This is a genomic window from Flavobacterium sp. Sr18 (genome assembly GCF_011064265.1).
In the GTDB taxonomy this organism is placed as follows: domain Bacteria; phylum Bacteroidota; class Bacteroidia; order Flavobacteriales; family Flavobacteriaceae; genus Flavobacterium; species Flavobacterium petrolei.
In genome coordinates, this window is record NZ_CP049329.1 from 2,089,521 (window position 1) to 2,108,016 (window position 18,496).

At 34.5% G+C, this 18,496-nt stretch carries 15 protein-coding genes; 7 read left to right on the forward strand and 8 right to left on the reverse strand.

From position 1 onward, the window contains the following. The first annotated feature begins 182 nt into the window (after nucleotides 1–182). Both dprA and G7A72_RS09310 read left to right on the forward strand, forming a co-directional pair. The gene (gene dprA / locus G7A72_RS09305) at nucleotides 183–1,283 is read left to right on the forward strand and encodes a DNA-processing protein DprA (RefSeq protein ID WP_165152264.1); all 1,101 of its coding nucleotides are present in this window, start codon (nucleotides 183–185) and stop codon (nucleotides 1,281–1,283) included. 188 nt (nucleotides 1,284–1,471) lie between these two features. Further along, the gene (locus tag G7A72_RS09310; RefSeq protein ID WP_165152265.1) at nucleotides 1,472–3,100 is read left to right on the forward strand and encodes a hypothetical protein; all 1,629 of its coding nucleotides are present in this window, start codon (nucleotides 1,472–1,474) and stop codon (nucleotides 3,098–3,100) included. Nucleotides 3,101–3,200: 100 nt separating this feature from the next. Here the strand turns inward: G7A72_RS09310 and trpS are convergent, their stop codons facing one another. Beyond that, nucleotides 3,201–4,178 (reverse strand): tryptophan--tRNA ligase, encoded by a 978-nt coding sequence (trpS, locus tag G7A72_RS09315; protein ID WP_165152266.1) that lies wholly within the window; start codon nucleotides 4,176–4,178, stop codon nucleotides 3,201–3,203. A 257-nt stretch (nucleotides 4,179–4,435) separates the two neighbouring features. Between trpS and G7A72_RS09320 the strand changes: the two genes are divergently transcribed. Continuing rightward, nucleotides 4,436–5,197, forward strand: a complete 762-nt coding sequence (locus G7A72_RS09320; RefSeq protein WP_165152267.1) for a 1-acyl-sn-glycerol-3-phosphate acyltransferase — start codon at nucleotides 4,436–4,438, stop codon at nucleotides 5,195–5,197. Here the strand turns inward: G7A72_RS09320 and G7A72_RS09325 are convergent. From G7A72_RS09325 to G7A72_RS09355, 7 genes are all read right to left on the reverse strand, one after another. Then, nucleotides 5,181–6,587, reverse strand: coding sequence for a hypothetical protein (locus G7A72_RS09325; protein ID WP_165152268.1), 1,407 nt, complete (start codon nucleotides 6,585–6,587; stop codon nucleotides 5,181–5,183). The two genes, G7A72_RS09320 and G7A72_RS09325, sit on opposite strands and share 17 nt — an antisense overlap. Further along, complete coding sequence (locus G7A72_RS09330; RefSeq protein WP_165152269.1) at nucleotides 6,584–7,126, reverse strand: RNA polymerase sigma factor; 543 nt, start codon at nucleotides 7,124–7,126, stop codon at nucleotides 6,584–6,586. The genes G7A72_RS09325 and G7A72_RS09330 overlap by 4 nt, the downstream gene beginning before the upstream one ends. Before the next feature lie 17 nt (nucleotides 7,127–7,143). Continuing rightward, nucleotides 7,144–7,557 carry a membrane lipoprotein lipid attachment site-containing protein gene (locus tag G7A72_RS09335; RefSeq protein ID WP_165152270.1) on the reverse strand — a complete coding sequence of 138 codons (414 nt, stop codon included), beginning with the start codon at nucleotides 7,555–7,557 and terminating at the stop codon, nucleotides 7,144–7,146. A 142-nt stretch (nucleotides 7,558–7,699) separates the two neighbouring features. After that, nucleotides 7,700–8,707, reverse strand: coding sequence for a recombinase RecA (gene recA / locus G7A72_RS09340; RefSeq protein WP_113636065.1), 1,008 nt, complete (start codon nucleotides 8,705–8,707; stop codon nucleotides 7,700–7,702). A gap of 201 nt (nucleotides 8,708–8,908) precedes the next feature. Beyond that, nucleotides 8,909–9,418: an acyl-CoA thioesterase gene (locus G7A72_RS09345; RefSeq protein WP_113664684.1), complete on the reverse strand. Its 510-nt coding sequence runs from the start codon at nucleotides 9,416–9,418 to the stop codon at nucleotides 8,909–8,911. A 53-nt stretch (nucleotides 9,419–9,471) separates the two neighbouring features. Beyond that, nucleotides 9,472–9,855, reverse strand: a complete 384-nt coding sequence (locus G7A72_RS09350; protein WP_113635803.1) for a DoxX family membrane protein — start codon at nucleotides 9,853–9,855, stop codon at nucleotides 9,472–9,474. A gap of 4 nt (nucleotides 9,856–9,859) precedes the next feature. Next, complete coding sequence (locus G7A72_RS09355; RefSeq protein WP_165152271.1) at nucleotides 9,860–11,008, reverse strand: DNA polymerase III subunit delta'; 1,149 nt, start codon at nucleotides 11,006–11,008, stop codon at nucleotides 9,860–9,862. Nucleotides 11,009–11,360: 352 nt separating this feature from the next. Here G7A72_RS09355 and G7A72_RS09360 point away from each other — a divergent pair, with 352 nt between their 5' ends. From G7A72_RS09360 to G7A72_RS09375, 4 genes are all read left to right on the forward strand, one after another. Then, the gene (locus tag G7A72_RS09360; protein ID WP_113664682.1) at nucleotides 11,361–11,804 is read left to right on the forward strand and encodes a hypothetical protein; all 444 of its coding nucleotides are present in this window, start codon (nucleotides 11,361–11,363) and stop codon (nucleotides 11,802–11,804) included. A gap of 170 nt (nucleotides 11,805–11,974) precedes the next feature. Then, nucleotides 11,975–13,258 (forward strand): hypothetical protein, encoded by a 1,284-nt coding sequence (locus G7A72_RS09365; protein WP_165152272.1) that lies wholly within the window; start codon nucleotides 11,975–11,977, stop codon nucleotides 13,256–13,258. Nucleotides 13,259–13,313: 55 nt separating this feature from the next. Continuing rightward, nucleotides 13,314–14,768, forward strand: coding sequence for a gliding motility-associated C-terminal domain-containing protein (locus tag G7A72_RS09370; protein WP_165152273.1), 1,455 nt, complete (start codon nucleotides 13,314–13,316; stop codon nucleotides 14,766–14,768). A gap of 1 nt (nucleotide 14,769) precedes the next feature. Beyond that, nucleotides 14,770–18,255 (forward strand): type IX secretion system membrane protein PorP/SprF, encoded by a 3,486-nt coding sequence (locus tag G7A72_RS09375; protein ID WP_165152274.1) that lies wholly within the window; start codon nucleotides 14,770–14,772, stop codon nucleotides 18,253–18,255. Nucleotides 18,256–18,496: the final 241 nt, after the last annotated feature.

Here is an 18,496-nt window from a genome sequence, read left to right on the forward strand (position 1 = left end):
CCAAAATAGTTATCAAAATTTTATTCACAATTTTTATTAACAATCCGCATAAAAATTTATACATTTCACTCTCAAATAATTAGCATGAAATAGACATGTTTAATCGTTATACAAACATAAATAAAGATTTTTTTTAAACTGGCGTATTCCATATTCCAATAAAAAACAAGTATTATCTATATATGAAAGAGCAGGATTTATTTTATTTATTGGCATTGCAAAGAATAGAAGGCGTGGGCGACATAATGGCCAAAAAACTGCTGACTCATTTTGGAACTGCGGAAGCGGTTTTTAATACTAAAACATCGCAACTCGCTGCTATTGATGGAGTAGGATCTGTTTTGCTGAAAAATTTTAGAGACAAATCCGTTTTCGAAAAAGCAACTCAAGAACTGGAGTTTATAAAAAGGAATGAAATCAATGCGGTTTATTTTCAGGACGAGGAATATCCGGAACGGTTGAAACATTGTATTGACGGACCCCTTTTATTATTCACATCTGGAAATATCAATTTAAAAAATAGAAGAATAATCAGCATTGTAGGAACGCGTCAAATTACCTCGTACGGAACGGAATTTTGCAGAAAATTGATAGAAGATTTAGCTCCGCTAGATCCTATAATCGTCAGTGGTTTTGCGTATGGCGTTGATATTGTCGCACACCAATTGGCAATGGAATATAATTTACAGACGATAGGAGTTGTAGCGCATGGTTTGAACCAAATTTACCCGAAAACCCATAAAAAATATGTGTCTAAAGTCGAGCAAAACGGTGGTTTCATGACCGAGTTTTGGAGTTCCTCCAATCCCGATAAGGAAAATTTCGTTCGAAGAAACAGAATCGTTGCGGGAATGTCTGAAGCGACCATCGTAATTGAATCAGCTGATAGAGGTGGTTCATTGATTACGGCAAATATGGCAAATGATTACAACCGTGATGTTTTTGCGGTTCCGGGACGTGTTACGGATAAGTACAGTCAGGGTTGCAACAACCTGATAAAAACCCAAAAAGCAAATGTCTTGACGAGCGCCGCGGATTTGATTTATATCTTGAATTGGGATATCCAGAAAGAAACAAAATCGGTACAAAAACAATTGTTTGTAAGCTTAGATGATGAGGAGCAAAAAGTATACGATTACCTCCTTAAAACCGGAAAAGAACTCATGGATATTATTGCTTTGCGCTGTGATTTCCCTATTTATAAAATCTCAGGAATGCTGTTGAATATGGAATTGAAAGGTGTGATACGACCTTTGCCGGGGAAATTGTTTGAGGCGATATAATTGAAATGTTATCAATAATATTGCCTAAAGAATATTAAGAATAACTAAAAAATCAAAATTACTAAACATTTTAAATAAACTTATTAACAAAAGTCCATTGTTTATTAATAAATAATTGTTAATATTGTGAAATTATTAATAGATTTTAATAGTTTTTGATTGATTATGTAAAATTTAAATTGTTTTAAATGAATATAAAATTTATTCCCCTTTCACTATTTTTTTTTATTTCTTTTGAAATATTTAGCCAAGTAGCTGTGCCTTTTTCGGTGCGTCGTCAAATATATGTTAAAGGTGATATGACAATGATTGCCAATAACATAGTTAATAGACAAGAATTTTTGAACAGCCCAAATACTCCCTACAATAAAATAGATTCAAAAACAAAATTAAATGATGAGTTTGATATGCAGTATATTGACATTGATACTGATAAAACAACATTTTCATCTAGCAGTGCAAAATTAATTTTAGATAAACCAGAGCAAAAAAAAATACTTTATGCTGGATTATACTGGTCAGCAACTTATACAACCAAGAGTTCTAAAAGAACTGGAATTAATATTTTTACAGCAAGCGATACCACAAGAGAATCTTTTGATAAAATCAAGATTAAGTTACCTAATGAAAATCAATATAATGAAATTCATGGAAATTTAATTTTTGATGGAGTGAAGGATTCTAATTTTAGTGAAAGCGCGCCTTATGCGATGTATGCTGATATTACAGATTTAGTAAAAAAATCAAGTTCGCCACTGGGAACGTACACCGTTGCAAATATTAGATCAACGGTTGGTGTGGTAAGTGGAGGTGTTTCTGCAGGGTGGTCAATATTTTTTATATACGAAGATACAAGCATGTCGGGTAAATTTATTGCCACTTATGACGGGTTTGCAGGGGTGACAAAAACGCCAGTTGATATTAATTTTTCAGGATTTCAAACCTTAGCCGTTGGTAAGATAAACGCTAAAGTTGCCTGTGCCGCATTAGAGGGGGATTTTAACCTAGGAGGCGATCAGCTTTCCTTTAAATCTGAAAATGCATTAGATTTTTCTAAATTATCGGATACAAATAGAGATAATGTGAATATTTTTAATAGTTCAATTACGTTAGATAATAATATTTTTTCTGATAGAATTCCTAATAGTAATAATACATTGGGCTATGATTCTTTTATTATGTCCATTCAAAACCCAAATAATTCTATTATTGAGAATAATTCAAATAGAGCGACTCTAAACTTTAAAACATTCGGAGACCGTTATTTTGTTTTCTTTAATGCTTTTATTGTTGAAGTTACTCCTCCTATTGAGGTTAATTCTCCTGAAGAGTTAAAACAACATAAAGAATTTTATGTTGAAGCAAATCAAAAAACGCATCATGTAGAATTAAATTTGAGCAAAAAAGAAGTTGCAGTTGTTCAAGAATCAACCGTTGCTGAAACAGTAAATGTAGCTCCAAAAAATGATTTTGTCAAAAGCGAAAATAGTGCTGAAGTTAAAATTTCGTCAAAAAACGCAAACAACAATTTAAGCTATAAAAGGGCTTCATTCAATAAAGATTATTATTTAGTAGCTGGTGTATTTCAAGTACCTTCTAACGCTACTAAATTTATGAAAAAATTAAAAGTTAAAGGAGTTCAATCCTATTCCTTTGTTAATCCAAAGAATAACCTTAGGTATGTTTATATTAGTAAAAATAAAACTTATAAATCAGCCTTTAATTTATATGCTAGTAAAGTGAACGGAAAATATAAACAAGAAATTTGGATTTTAGGCGTTAAAAAACAGACTAATAGTTCTTTAGTTGAAATATAAGCTTAATATCCTCTTAATCGTATAAATAATATTGTTTTACATAAAATCTCTTTAATAAAAGCGCGTTTTTATTAAAGAGATTTTGTATTTATATGAAAAATTAAAGAATTTCAAATCCTAATTTCTCTCTCACTCTTGCTAGAACTCCATTGGCAATAGCAGTAGCTTTTTCGGCACCTTTTTTTAGTAAAGCATCCACTTCAGGTAGATTATTGATGTAGTAATTGTATTTCTCTCTTTCAGTTTTGAAAGTTTCACAAATCAACTCAAACAACGCTTGTTTGGCGTGGCCGTAACCGTAATTTCCACCAAGGTAATTGGTTTTCATAGCCATGATTTGTTCTTCATTGGCTAGTAAAGCATAAATAGCAAAAGCATTACAAGTATCTGGATTTTTAGGATCTTCCAGTGGCGTGCTGTCGGTTTCAATACTCATGACTTGTTTGCGCAACGCTTTGTCATCTAGAAAGATATTGATGATATTATTGGCTGATTTACTCATCTTTCCGCCGTTGGTTCCTGGAATCAGCATGCTGTCTTCCTGAATTTTGGCCTCGGGAAGTACAAACGTTTCTCCCATTTGGTGATTGAAACGGGACGCTACATCACGTGTGATTTCAACATGTTGCAATTGGTCTTTCCCTACGGGTACTAATTCTGCGTCGTATAATAAAATATCAGCAGCCATCAGCATCGGATACGTAAACAAACCAGCATTGACATCTTCCAGTCTATCGGCTTTGTCTTTGAAAGAATGCGCTAATGTCAAGCGTTGAAAAGGAAAAAAACAACTCAAATACCAGGATAATTCCGCTGTTTGTGGTACGTCTGATTGTCTGTAGAAAACTACTTTATCCACATTCAAACCACAAGCAAGCCAAGCTGCAGCGGTACTGTAGGTATTGGTTCGTAAGGTTTCACCGTTTTTTATTTGCGTTATCGAATGCAAATCGGCAATGAAAAGAAACGATTCGTTTTCTGGTCTATTTGATAATGCTATTGCGGGAATGATTGCGCCAAGTAAGTTTCCTAAATGCGGTGTTCCGGTACTTTGAACGCCTGTAAGTATTTTTGCCATTATTTCTTTTTTCTTAAGCGCAAAGTTCGCAAAGTTTTTTATTTTTTACCGCAAAATCGTAAATTTTAAAAATGAACTTCTGTAAATCGGATCTCTTATTTATATTCACCATATAAGTCATTTAAGTCTTTAATTTTGTGATCCTTAAAATAGTAGTTTATAATTGACCAGTAAATAAAAACTTAGATGACTCACATGTTAAAAAAGTAAGAATTTTTTTTGAGCATCATAACATCTGATTTCTTACTTTTGAACCTATGAGAGGATTGAAAATTATTTTTTGGGTATTGTGGCGCATTTGGTTCTATATTTTGATGGCAATTCCCATATTGGTGATGTTTCCTTTTCTGGTATTGTCTATTTTGACGGAAAGCGGTTATCCTTATTTTTTTAAGATGGCTCGTATTTGGGCAAAATTCATTCTTTTTGGGATGGGATTTTATTATAAAATAGATAAAAGCCAAGAAATGGAATACCAAAAAAGTTACATGATTGTTGCCAATCATACTTCAATGGCCGATATTATGCTGATGCTTGCCCTGACTAGAAATCCGTTTGTTTTTGTAGGTAAAAAAGAACTCTCAAAAATTCCTTTATTCGGATTTTTCTATAAAAGAACCTGTATTTTAGTGGATAGAAGCTCTTCAAAAAGCAGAATGGAAGTTTTTAACCGCGCTCAAAAAAGAATCAATCAAGGATTAAGCATTTGTATTTTCCCCGAAGGCGGCGTTCCGGATGATGAATCGGTGCTGTTGGATACTTTCAAAGACGGTGCTTTTCGATTGGCGATAGAACATGAAATTCCTATTGTCCCTATTACTTTTGCCGATAATAAAAAAAGATTCTCCTATACTTTTTTTAGCGGAAGCCCGGGAATTATGCGTGTCAAAATGCATTCTCATATAGAGACTTCAGGAAAAAAAGGTGTTGATCGCAAGGAAGTTCGCGAAGAGGTTCGTGAAATAATATACAATCAACTTATAGCTTTTGATGCTGATGTCATTAAAAACTATAACTGATTCCAGAATATAACCCAACGAAGATGGGTTTGAAGTTACCTGAATTGCTTGAAAACGTGTTCATCTGGTATTTCAGCATGGGTTCAAAATTTATTTTAAATGATTTCATGATTTGGTATTGAAAACCAACGCCAACATTAGTGCTAAAATTAATTTGATTCAAATTACGTGCCTCTCCTAATGTAATTTTAGTTTCAGAGGAAACTAGCGAAATTTTATTCTGGTTAAGAAATAATGTACTTACACCGCCAATAAGGTTAATTCCAAATTTTTTATCCAAAACAGCGTAGGAAACCTCCAGTGGAACTTCATAGTACCCCATTTTTTGATTGATAGTTCCTGTAGTTGTTTTTTGTAAGTTGATTTCAAATAAGGACAACATATTCAAATTCGATTCGTTTTTTATCTCTATTAACGAAGTTGATGTATATTTAATATTCGCCAGGTTATTATTTGCCAGTCCTGTCGAGTACATTACGTTATTCGTATTATATCCCAGCGAGAGCTTGTTAATTCCGCTTCGTAAGGTCACTTTTTTAGAAACAGCATAATTTACCCCAACACCAAAACTTAAGCTGTTATCGGCTGTTTTTTGATTTTCTGAAAATTTTGGGTCAATAGCGGAACCTCCTGAATTCGAATTCAAATATACAGCAGCAACATTTGGAGTAATTTGCCACTTGTTTTTTGAACTAAGAACAACAACTTCTTCTTTTCCTTCTTTTTTCTTTTTGAGGATTTCTTCTAATTCGTTTGGCGATTCAACTGTATCTAATGACTGTTCTTTAGCATCTGTCGCAGCAATTTTAGTGTTTTCAGTCTCGTTTAAACGTTTTTTTTCCAAGGTTTGATCTGATGCATTATTCGTTTCAGCGATAATCACTTTAGTCGAAAGTTCCGTGCTGTTTGTTGTTTCTTGTTTTACCGAAGGATGATTTTTTTGTAAATAAACAACAGCATTAGCTTGAGTTTTCTTCTTATTCGAATGGATCTCAGGTTGATTTTTGGATGTAGATTCTTTTCCATCTTTTTGTTCCGTTTTAGTATTGTTCACAACGACTGAACTAGCATTTTTAATTTCTAATGGGTTACTTTTCTTTTCAATAATAGAATCCCTGATTTCCGTAGAACTTTTTAAAATTTCTGGCGATACAACAATACCGTTTTGACTATCTGGATTGTTATTCAAAAGACTGTTCAAAGCAAATAAACACAATAGGAAAGCCGCTGCGATCCCTGGGAATTTTATCCAAAACGGAATTACTTTTCGTTTTTTCCTCTCTTTTTTTAATTCAGTTTGGATATTTTCCCAAACTTGTTCATTGGGAGACATTTCAAAATCTTTGAATCGTTCTTGAAAAAACCGGTCTATATTTTTTTTATCGTTCATTTTGCCAATGACTTTATTTCGATTCTGGTATATGCTTCTATTTTCTCTTTTAATATCATCCGAGCTCTGGCAAGATTTGATTTTGTTGTTCCTGTAGTAATGGTAAGCATTTCTGCTATTTCTTTATGGGAATAATCATCAAGAACATAGAGATTAAAAACCAATCGGTACTGATTGGGTAATTCTTGAATAATTTGCATCAAATAGTCAATAGAAATATTCTCGTCTTCAATTTCGACTTCTTCCTCAGGAATATTGTCATTTATGATCTCCATGAACCGAATTCCTTTATACTTCTGAAGCGCATTATTGATCATTATTCTTTTGGCCCAGCCTTCAAAAGACCCTTTGCCGCTAAACTGTTCGATTTTTTTGAAGATGATTAAAAATCCATCCTGTAAGTTGTCTTGGGCATCAGCATAATTACTGGAATACTTTAAACATACCCCAAAAAACTTTTTAGAAAACAACTGGTACAATTGTTCCTGAGCTTTAGGGTAATTTCTTTTACAGTCCGCAATTATTTGGTCTAATCCCACAGATTTTATACTATTCGTTAGTTGACTACAGGAACTTCCACTTCCTCAAAAAGGTTTTTTCCATCAGTATCTTTTCCTTTGTAAAATTTAAAAATATAGGAACCGGTATTGGTTACATAAAAGTTAAAAGAAACCTCGGATGGTGCTGGAATTTGTTGTGTACACACTTGATTTGTATTCACTGCCGTTTGAATTCCTATGGTTCTTATGTTTAAATTTTTATCATAGTATATCCCTTGGAAAAAATGGCATTCGGAAGGTCTTGTATACTTTACTTTTATCTCATAGGTGTTTCCCAATATGAATTTTTCGGGTAACGTATAGCTATCTACAGGCAACACTTCAAAGCTATAAGAATCTTGATTATCATTATCAATTGAACATCCGGTCAAGGTTGTTATGAACAGAATAAAAAGCACAATTTTTTTCATTTCTTAATTTTTAAATTTAAACAATTCAGCTTCTTAATTGAATTCTAAGCTGTTTTCTAAAAGATAAAAATTTCAACAAAAGGTTGCGTGTAAAAATGAAAAAACCCGTCTGACTTTTTGGGTACGAGACGGGTTTTAGTATTTATGCTTCTGCTAGTTCTTTTATTCTAGCTTTTATTTTCACTTCAAGTTCATCAGCTAGTTCTGGATTGTCTTTGATTAAAGACTTAACAGCATCACGACCTTGTCCTAATTTGGTTTCACCATAACTGAACCAAGATCCCGCTTTTTTGATGATTTCAAATTCAACGGCAAGATCTAAAATCTCTCCTGTTTTTGAAATTCCTTCACCATACATGATGTCAAATTCAGCGATTTTAAATGGCGGAGCAACTTTGTTTTTTACCACTTTTACTTTGGTTCTGTTTCCAAGGACGTTGTCACCATCTTTAATTTGTGTAGAACGACGGATATCTAAACGTACCGAAGCGTAAAATTTCAATGCATTTCCACCCGTAGTAGTTTCTGGATTTCCGAACATTACTCCAATTTTCTCTCTCAATTGATTGATAAAGAAAACGGTACAATGCGTTTTGCTGATCGTTCCTGTCAATTTACGCAGTGCTTGCGACATCAAACGGGCGTGTAATCCCATTTTAGAATCTCCCATTTCGCCTTCAATTTCACTTTTTGGCGTCAAGGCAGCAACCGAGTCAATTACAACAATGTCAATTGCTCCGGAACGAATTAAATTCTCAGCAATTTCTAAAGCTTGTTCTCCATTGTCTGGTTGTGAGATGATTAAGTTTTCGATATCTACCCCTAATTTCTCAGCGTAATTTCTATCGAAAGCGTGTTCTGCATCAATAAAAGCAGCAATTCCACCTGCTTTTTGAGCTTCAGCAATAGCGTGAAGTGTCAACGTGGTTTTTCCAGAAGATTCCGGACCATATATTTCAATAATTCTACCTCTTGGATAACCGCCAACTCCTAATGCCAAATCGATTCCTAAAGACCCGGAAGAAATGGTTTCTACTTCCTCAATGGCTTTGTCGCCCATTTTCATTACTGTCCCTTTTCCGTAGGTTTTGTCTAATTTGTCAAGCGTAAGTTGCAGCGCTTTTAATTTGGATTCTTTCTCTGTACTCATCTTCTCTTTTACCTTTTCTTTCATCTATTTGTATTATTTTATAACGGTAAGAAACTGACAGGATGACTAATTATCCTGTAAATTTCATTTGTAAACTGAACATTTGTTTTGTAAAAATACTTCTTTTTTTAATTAAATATTTCTCTTTCAAGAATATTTTAAATCTATTTTGAATTTAAAATTACAAGTCAATTATGCGTATTATGTGAACAACGCTTTTAATTCGGTTGCGTCATGCGGATTCATTTTTCCGGCTAAAACTAAACTCAACTGTTTGCGTCGCAATGCGGCTTCAAAACGTTGTTTTTCCAATTCGGTTTCCGGTAGAATTTGGGGTACTTCAACGGGTCTTCCGGTATCATCCACTGCTACAAAAGTGTAAATTGCTTCATTAGCTTTGGTTTTGTTACCAGATTCTCGGTCTTCGACCCAAATGTCAATGTATATTTCCATCGAACTCTTGAAAGCTCTGGAAACTTTAGCCTCAACAGTCACTACACTTCCTAGTGGAATGGCTCTGTTGAACGCCACGTGATTTACGGATGCAGTCACCACAATTCTTCGGGAATGTCTTCGTGCCGCAATACTTGCTGCGCGATCCATACGGGCTAATAGTTCTCCTCCAAAAAGATTGTTCAAAGGATTGGTCTCGCTTGGCAAAACTAAATCGGTTAATGTTGTCAGGGATTCTGAAGGATGTTTTGGAGTCATTTTTTTTATATAAAAAGAGAATTGTTGTTATTCAAAATAGTAAGTTGTAATATTTAATTTAACCAATAAACGGCCAATATTGCTGGGATAAAATAGATTACAATTGTTCTGGCGCCATCATAATCTTTGGCCAATCGCTGTCCAAAAAGCAACATCAATAACGTGATACACGAGAAAACGGCTCCGTAGAAACCAAATATTCTTCCGTTGTTCACAAATAATTCGATACAACCCACCACACATAAAATCCCGGAAATTAATTCCAAAATAAGAATGTTTAGTAAGGCTAATGGCACTTGGTTTTTTAGTGGTGTTTTGGCAAAATGACCTTTTAACCAGTCTACATTGTCTTTCCAATAAAACAGTTTGTCGTAACCGGACTGCAGGAAAGTGATGGCCAGGAAAATTAAAATTAAAATAGAAGTAATGTTGTTCATGTTTTTATTTTTTGTGGATTAATCGGGTTAGTTTTATGGATAAATCGGTGAGAATAATTTTGGCATTTCCGTTGCGTTCTATATGATACATGGCTTCGGAAAGTTCTTTGAAAATATCGTTGATATTATTACCATTTACGAAAGGCGCAAAATTCTCCAGTTTGAACTTTTCTACTTGCGGTTCCATGTAAACTAAACTTGGCGTTTGGTAATTCAGCAGCAATGCCTGACGAAACATGTCGATGCAAAAATGTAAAAATTTCTTCTGAGTTTCTCTTCCTAAAGCGGCAATTTGCTCGCTCCATTGAATCAAATCCTGAATAGCTGCTGCGTTTCCTTTGGCTCTAAAAGCAGCCCGAACCCAATCAACAAACCATTTTTCAAAAAAAACGGATTCGCTGTCCGGTTGTAGTAACTGCAATGCTTTGTTGAAATTTCCTTGTGCCTGATGCGCTATTTTTACAGCGGTTTTAGATTCTATATTTTCTTTTGAAACCAAAGCTTCCGAGATTACTTTTTCGCTCAATCCATTAAAATGTAATACTTGGCATCGGGAACGAATGGTTTGAATAATATCTTCTTCGTTTTCTGAAATCAGTATAAAAACAGTTTTGTCCGTAGGTTCTTCCAATAATTTCAGCAGTTTATTAGATGCGGCGATGTTCAACTTATCGGCCATCCAGATAATCATTATTTTGTATCCGCCTTCGTAAGATTTCAAAGCTAAGGATTTCAAGATTTCCTGAGCATCATCAACCCTGATTTCGCCTTGTTTGTTTTTTACACCCAGCATTTGGTACCAATCAAACAAACTTCCGTACGGATTATGTTCTAAAAACTGGCGCCATTCCGTGATAAAATCAATGCTTTTTGGTTTCGTTTTTACTTCATCGGTGCTGACCGTAGGATAAATAAAATGCAAATCCGGATGCGAAGTTTTCTGGAATTTGATGTTGCACGCTTCATTTGAACCGGTGTTTTCGGCGTTTTGATTGCTGCAGATAATGTATTGTGCATAAGCAATCGCCATAGGTAAGGTACCGCTTCCTTCGGGACCAACAAATAATTGTGCATGTGGAATTCGGCCCAAATCAGCACTTTTTGTCAAATGACTTTTGATGTGTTCTTGTCCTAAAATTTCTGAAAATTGCATGAAGCAAAGATAGCAGAAAATGGTTTAGTCTAAAATTTTAGCAGGCAAAGTTTATGTCCAATAGTTTTGTAAAGAAATGTAATTGTCCGTTTGGTTCACCGTGTTTTTTTCGGCTCATATTTCTTAACAACAGGTTTAACGTTAGTATTTGTCTTACTAAAATAATTCTTTAATACATTAAAATTAGGAGTCAGCAATGATTATTTTAAACATAATTAATGATAAATGTTGTTTTTTAATAAATTTTTATGTTTTTATTAAACTATATTTTAGCTTAAAATGGTATCTAAAAGTTGTGAATTCAAAATATTTGTATATTTTTGAGTTTTATTAATAATTTTATAATAAAGCTATGAAAGGAAAAATTATTTTCTTCAGTCTGTTTTTTTTGTTAGTAGCAGGAAGTGTATCAGCTCAAAACAAAAATTTACCCAAAAGTATCATTAGTACTACTGCGTCTATAAGACAATATTATGATCAAAAAGAATTGAATGGGATGCAAAAGGGGGAGCTACTTGAATTATATATAGAGCGTATCAAGGTTCTAGTTAAAATTTTACCGTATGTTGCACTTGCTACAAAACCAGGAATAACAATGGCAGATTTAGGAATTCCAGACGATGCTGAACATAGAAAGTCGTTAGATTTACAGTCTGAAAGTACTTCAAATTTTCTTACAACGACAGTAGACTTTCAAAGGAAGATGATGCCCTATTCGGATAAAAGTAACTTAATAGCATCAATTTTATTTTATCAAAATACATTGAAAGAACTTCATGTATTTAATGAGCTTTAATATCCTTATTAGAGAAATTTTTGTTTGTTCTATGTATTGTTTTAAGGCAACACATTTCAAAATCATGTAGATTTTAATCTACATGATTTTGAAGTTAAAGGATATTTGGTTTTTTTAATCCTAATTTAGTTACATAGTGATATGTTACGAATTATTTATAACTTATTTCAATGAAAAGCATAACCAAAATAATATTGATCCTTCTTTTAGTAGTTTGTAATGTTAATGCGCAACAAGAAAAAGGCATATTTGGTTCGAGTAACTGGCTAAATAACTGGACCGAATTCAAACCTAATACTATTGATTATGGCGATGCAAATCAAATATTAGCCGGAAGCATCTCAGTGAACACAAAGCTATTGAAAAGAAATATTTATGTTCTACAAGGAGATGTTTATGTTACTAACAATGCAGTTTTAACAATTGAACCCGGGACAAAAATAATAGGTGACTTTGAATCAAAGGGCGCTTTAATTATTACAAAGGGAGCTACACTAATCGCGGATGGTTTAGAGACAGATCCAATTGTATTTACTTCAAATACAAGTTCTAAAAAAGCAGGTGATTGGGGAGGGATTATTATATTAGGTGATGCTCCCATTAATAAATTTGGAAACTACTCTTCATTAAATTTAGAGCTTGACCCTAACTTTAACAACTATGGTGGAACTAATTCTATTAGTTCTTCTGGTATTATTAGATATGTTCGAATAGAATTTGCCGGAAAAAGAATTAAAGGAGGTAATAATTTTAGTGGATTATTATTAGCCGGTTTAGGTTCTAAGACGATTGTCGAAAACGTAATGGTCAGTTATTGTGGAGGAAACTCTTTTGATATTTTTGGCGGAGAACTTAACATGAGTAAAATGGTTTCTGTTAGATCCAAAAAAGATGACTTTAAGTTCACTCAAGGTGCACAATGTAGAATTGATAATTCATTAGCAATTAGATCTTCTTATGTTTCTAGTGATTCTGACTCGAGATGTGTTGAGGTTTTGGGTTATGAAAGAAAAGAAGAAACTGATTTTTCGAAAAAATTAACTGTTGTCACGGCTACAAACCTAACAATGGTTAACGATAGTGAAAATTTGAAAGCAGATATTCAAGCAGGATTAATAAAATCAGCAGTCTATGTTGGAGAAAATGCATCCCTTATATTTAAGAAAAGCGTGATATCGGGGTTTAACCCTGCAGTTTTATTGGATAATAAAATTGAAATTAATGATAAGAATTTGAAGAAATTGCAATTCGAAGCGATGTATTTCAATAATTGTAATGGGAATATATTCACGGAATACAATACCAATAACGAAGACTTAGAAAATTGGTATGGTCAAAGTGTATTTTTTAATGTGTATTCTAAAGGAAATAACTCAGAGACATTCATCGATTTTTCAAACGACAAAAAACCGGATTACCGTTTACAATTATCAAAAATTACTGCATCTAAATAAAAACTACCGGTGTACATCGGACAATTTTAAGACCAAAACAGACAAAAAATTAATTATGAAATGTAGCTTTACTACCATTTTAAATAAATATAATATTGTTTTTTTATTACTGTTCTTACCGGCAATTTTTTATTTATATGCACAAGTAACTATTAATAAACCAGCTATTGGTTTTACTCAAGTATGTGCGAATTCTGATTTTAATAAATTCGAAGTTAGTTTTTCTTTTAGCCCTTCAGGTGCTTTAGATCCCTCCAATCAGTTTATTTTAGAACTTTCGGATGCTTCAGGTACTTTCGCTGTACCATTCACTCTTAGTGCCACAGAAAAACCATTAACAGCAACACCTACTTCAAGGACATTTATTTTTTCAGTTCCTACCAATATTGGAGGAGAAAGTTATAAAATAAGAGTTAGGAGTACTTCACCAGCTTCAATTAGCCCAGTATCAAATGCTTTTGCAGCGTATTATAAAATTCAAGACTCACAATTTTCTATTAATAATTTCAACTCAACGGCCACTTACTGTACTGGTGGCTCGTATTTATTAACGATAGATAATCCTGGAACGGGAACCAATGACTCTCCTTTAAAATATCCTTCACTTACCTATAAATGGTTTAAAGAACCTAGCTTAGTTCCTATAGCTACTACAGCAAGTTTAACGGTGAACCAGCCAGGGCGCTATTATGTAGAGACTAATTATGGTACTTGTACTTCAGATTCTTATTCAAACAGAGTAACTGTAGGAGAAGCATTAGGTGCATCTGCAATAATAACCTCTAGTAAAGGTAATCCTTTCTGTCCTTCGGATGGTCCAACAACACTTAGCACACAAGCGGGAAACTCCTATCAGTGGTTTAATAATGATGTTGCAATTTCAGGGGCAACAAGTCAACAATATCAAACTAGCACAGCAGGAAAATATTCGGTAAAAGTTGATTTTGGAGGCTGTTCCTCAACTGCTTCCATAAACTTACAAGATGTACCCTTTACTGGTTCTTTGAATGTATCGAGTACAACAATAATAAATGAAGGAGATACTAAAACCATCATTGCCACCACAGATGCTAGCAATCCTAAATTTGAATGGTTCTTTAATAACACCTTAATTTCAGCAGCAGTTTCAAATACTTTAGATGTTACTGAGCAAGGAGCTTATTCTCTTACTATTACACAAACTACGGGATGTATATCCAAAAAAGAATTATCTTTTGTAATAAACTTTCCTTTTGTTGATCCAAACGTTACTAAGATTCCAAATCTTATCAGTCCCAATAATGATGGAATCAATGACACCTGGATCTTGCCACAAGAGTATGTAAGTGGGACAAATACCGAAATACTATTGTTAAATTCAAGAGGGGAAATAGCCTTACAAACAAATAATTATCAAAATAATTGGCCGGAAAATGCGCTAGATTTTAAATCAGTTAATCCAATTTATTATTACATAATTACTACGCAAGACAATAAAGTAAAAAAAGGTTCTATAACGGTAGTCAAGTAACATGAAAAATATCTTTTTAAGCGTTGTGTTTTTTTTCTGTTTGCTTCAAGTACTTCATTCTCAAGAAGGTGGAGTGACTTCGTTTAATATTCCAGTAAGAAATTCCCTCAAATTCAACAAGTTCCTTTTAAATCCAGCTTTTAGTTTTGCCAGAGAACAAAATTCGTATATCAGTATTTTCAACAAACGAGAATGGGTACAATTTGAAGATGCCCCACAAACGTATTTAATTAGTTATTCCGGTCGATTTAGAGAAAATCAAGGGATTTCATTAGGACTTTTTCAACAGAATTATGGAGTGTTGACTACTTTTGGAGGAATTGCAAATTTTGCACAAAATGTGTATTTGGACCAAGACAGCAACTTGACTTTTGGAGTTAATTTAGGTTTTTATAAAAGTGGTATCAACACTGGAAAAGTAGTGACAAATTATCCTGATCCTTCGCTGGAAACAATACCCTCAAACTCTTTAATTACTTTAAGTCCTGGTATAAATTATGGGACCGCTTTTTTTGATTTTGGTTTAGCCATCAAAAATGCCGTATTGTATAATCTTCAAACTTCCCAAATGGTCCAAGATGACCCGGAACGTAGTATTCAAGCACATATAATGTATACAGGTTTTGTAGACAGTTATGGCTTTTTTGATAAAAGTAAGTTTTCTGGACTAGTAAGAGCTGAAAGTAAAAAAGATCAAACAATTGTTTCCGGACTAATGATGTTCAGTATTCCTAAAGGGATTTGGGTACAAGCCGGTTATAACAGTTTCCATGGCGTTTCAGCAGGTTTAGGACTCAACCTAACTTCTAGAATAGCGTTAGAATATAATTACGAAAAAACAGTAGGGAGTTTTACACAGTTTGGACCCTCCCATGAAATAGTCTTGGCTTATAAATTTAAGGGAGATTATAATGATGATGAAGAAGAAGGAGCTATCATACCTGCAATAGAAACTCGAAAAGTCGCTCCTCCAAAAGCAGTTGTTCAAGCCAAACCTAAATCGACTGCTGAGATTCAAAAAGAAAATGAAATTAAAGCAGCCAAAGAAAAAGTACTTGCCGATGCAAAGGCTACTTCCGATGCCATTGCACAAACCAGATTAGAGAGTGCGGCTAAGTCAAAAGCACTATTGGAAGCCAATCGATTAAAAAGAGAGAAAATTGCTGCAGATGCTGCCGCCAAAGCAAAAGCTATAGCTGATGCCAAAATAACTACTGCTCCTAAACCAGTGGTGCCAAAAACACAACCAGTAACCGCAACGGATGCAAAAACAAAATTAGCTACTGATGCTAAGGCGAAAGCTGACGCGGTTGCCAAAGCAAAATTAGCTGCTGATGCCAAAACGAAACTAGATGCAGAAAGGGCTAAATTGGCCGCCGATGCTAAAGCAAAATTAGCCGCCGATACGAAAGCAAAACTAGATGCAGAAAAGGCTAAACTTGCCGCTGATGCTAAAGCGAAAGCTGACGCCGATGCAAAATTAGCTGCTGATGCCAAAGCAAAACTAGATGCAGAAACTGCTAGACTTGCTGCTGATACCAAAGCGAAAGCTGACGCCGATGCCAAAGCAAAATTAGCTGCCGATGACAAAGCAAAACAAGATGCAGAAAGGGCTAGACTTGCTGCTGATGCTAAAGCTAAAGCTGACGCCGATGCCAAAGCAAAATTAGCTGCCGATACGAAAGCGAAACAAGATGCAGAAACTGCTAAATTGGCCGCTGATACTAAAGCGAAAGCTGACGCCGATGCGAAATTAGCTACCGATGCTAAAGCAAAACTAGATGCAGAAACTGCTAGACTTGCTGCTGATACCAAAGCGAAAGCTGACAACGATGCGAAATTAGCTGCTGATGCCAAAGCAAAACAAGATGCAGAAACTGCTAGACTTGCTGCTGATGCTAAAGCGAAAGCTGACAACGATGCAAAAATAAAATTAGCTGCCGATACTAAAGCCAAAGCTGACGCCGATGCGAAATTAGCTACCGATGCTAAAGCAAAACTAGATGCAGAAACTGCTAAATTGGCTGCTGACACTAAAGCGAAAGCTGACGCCGATGCTAAAGCGAAACTAGATGCAGAAACTGCTAGACTTGCTGCTGATACCAAAGCGAAAGCTGACGCCGATGCCAAAGCAAAATTAGCTGCTGATGCCAAAGCCAAACAAGATGCAGAAACTGCTAAACTTGCCGCTGACGCCGATGCGAAATTAGCCGCCGATGCCAAAGCAAAATTAGCTGCTGATGCCAAAGCCAAACAAGATGCAGAAACTGCTAAACTTGCCGCTGATGCTAAAGCGAAAGCTGACGTCGATGCGAAATTAGCTACCGATGCTAAAGCAAAACTAGATGCAGAAACTGCTAAACTTGCCGCTGATGCTAAAGCGAAAGCTGACAACGATGCAAAAGCAAAATTAGCTGCCGATGCTAAAGCGAAATTAGATGCAGAAAGTGCTAAATTGGGCGCTGATGCTAAAGCAAAAGCTGACGCTGATGCGAAATTAGCTGCTGATGCCAAAGCGAAATTAGATGCAGAAACTGCTAAATTGGCCGCTGATGCTAAAGCCAAATCTGACGCCGATGCGAGATTAGCTGCCGATGCAAAAGCCAAAGCAAAACCGAAGGATGAGAATGCAAAAACGATGGATAATGTAGCTGAAACATTAGATAATGCCAGAAAGACACAGCTACAATTATTAAATCAGTTGAATGAAAAAGTGAATCAAAAAGAAAAAGAACTGAATGACTTAAAAACGGAAAATGATTTAAGTGATAAAGGAATTGCAAGTGCTCCAAAAGAATTTAAGAGTGTTTCCGCTGAAAATAGCGCATTGGAATCTTTAAAATCAGAAATTGACCAGGTTAATAAAAGCCAAAATCAATTGCTGAGCACGTTTAAAAACTTATATGAAGAGCGTATTAAAAAAGTACCAAACAAAGAGGATGCACTCACACAAAGCTATTTGAAAACGATAGACATGTTGAAAGCGGAACAACTAAAAGCGGAACAATCCAATACTAATTTAATTACGTCATTAGAGAAAATTAAAATTGAAACGGAAATAGAGAAGAAACGTCGAATAAAACGTGCCAACTTTGAAAATGAGGACAGTAGGTATCAGAAAGATCAAGAGACGTTGAAACGTATTAAAGAAACAACAAAAGTTAGCACAACAAAACTTAAACCAGAAGATTTTGATTATGGTAATGAGCAGATGAATATGCAAATTATTAAGAACATTAAAAACGTAGAAACTGGATATTATTTAGTGCTTGCAGTTCATGCTGACGTTGCCAAAAGAGATTCTTTTGTTACCAAAACAGTGGCTTCGGGAGAGCCAAAAATTAATTTTTTCTACGATGTTAAATCAACGAATTATTTCATCTATTCGGATAAATTCGACAATTTACAAGAAGCAACTAGAACACTGGAATCCCGCGGTAGTAAGCCTTATAACGGAAAAATGGTTCTGGTGCGCGTAGAGAATTAACAACAAAATAGAACGTTTAGGCCTTTAATACGGCAGATAGGAATAAAAGCAATAGCATACAATGGGTTATCATAAATTATGAATTGGGTCTGATGCTATTCTAAACTTGTTTTAGGATAGTATTTGCCATTAAAGATGATTCCGCAATTTCTAATTAGAAAGGGAATGAAGGAGTGTTACGTTTAATTAAATAGCAATATAAATTTTTTAAATACCATATAATTTGCTTGGAGGAAATTCC

What these genes read in the sequence shown, in the direction of transcription:
- dprA (WP_165152264.1), top strand. Translation starts at nt 183, where the DNA reads ATGAAAGAGCAGGATTTATTTTATTTATTGGCATTGCAAAGAATAGAA.
- G7A72_RS09310 (WP_165152265.1), top strand. Translation starts at nt 1,472, where the DNA reads ATGAATATAAAATTTATTCCCCTTTCACTATTTTTTTTTATTTCTTTT.
- trpS (WP_165152266.1), bottom strand. Translation starts at nt 4,178, where the DNA reads ATGGCAAAAATACTTACAGGCGTTCAAAGTACCGGAACACCGCATTTA.
- G7A72_RS09320 (WP_165152267.1), top strand. Translation starts at nt 4,436, where the DNA reads ATGAGAGGATTGAAAATTATTTTTTGGGTATTGTGGCGCATTTGGTTC.
- G7A72_RS09325 (WP_165152268.1), bottom strand. Translation starts at nt 6,587, where the DNA reads ATGAACGATAAAAAAAATATAGACCGGTTTTTTCAAGAACGATTCAAA.
- G7A72_RS09335 (WP_165152270.1), bottom strand. Translation starts at nt 7,557, where the DNA reads ATGAAAAAAATTGTGCTTTTTATTCTGTTCATAACAACCTTGACCGGA.
- recA (WP_113636065.1), bottom strand. Translation starts at nt 8,707, where the DNA reads ATGAGTACAGAGAAAGAATCCAAATTAAAAGCGCTGCAACTTACGCTT.
- G7A72_RS09345 (WP_113664684.1), bottom strand. Translation starts at nt 9,418, where the DNA reads ATGACTCCAAAACATCCTTCAGAATCCCTGACAACATTAACCGATTTA.
- G7A72_RS09350 (WP_113635803.1), bottom strand. Translation starts at nt 9,855, where the DNA reads ATGAACAACATTACTTCTATTTTAATTTTAATTTTCCTGGCCATCACT.
- G7A72_RS09355 (WP_165152271.1), bottom strand. Translation starts at nt 11,008, where the DNA reads ATGCAATTTTCAGAAATTTTAGGACAAGAACACATCAAAAGTCATTTG.
- G7A72_RS09360 (WP_113664682.1), top strand. Translation starts at nt 11,361, where the DNA reads ATGAAAGGAAAAATTATTTTCTTCAGTCTGTTTTTTTTGTTAGTAGCA.
- G7A72_RS09365 (WP_165152272.1), top strand. Translation starts at nt 11,975, where the DNA reads ATGAAAAGCATAACCAAAATAATATTGATCCTTCTTTTAGTAGTTTGT.
- G7A72_RS09370 (WP_165152273.1), top strand. Translation starts at nt 13,314, where the DNA reads ATGAAATGTAGCTTTACTACCATTTTAAATAAATATAATATTGTTTTT.
- G7A72_RS09375 (WP_165152274.1), top strand. Translation starts at nt 14,770, where the DNA reads ATGAAAAATATCTTTTTAAGCGTTGTGTTTTTTTTCTGTTTGCTTCAA.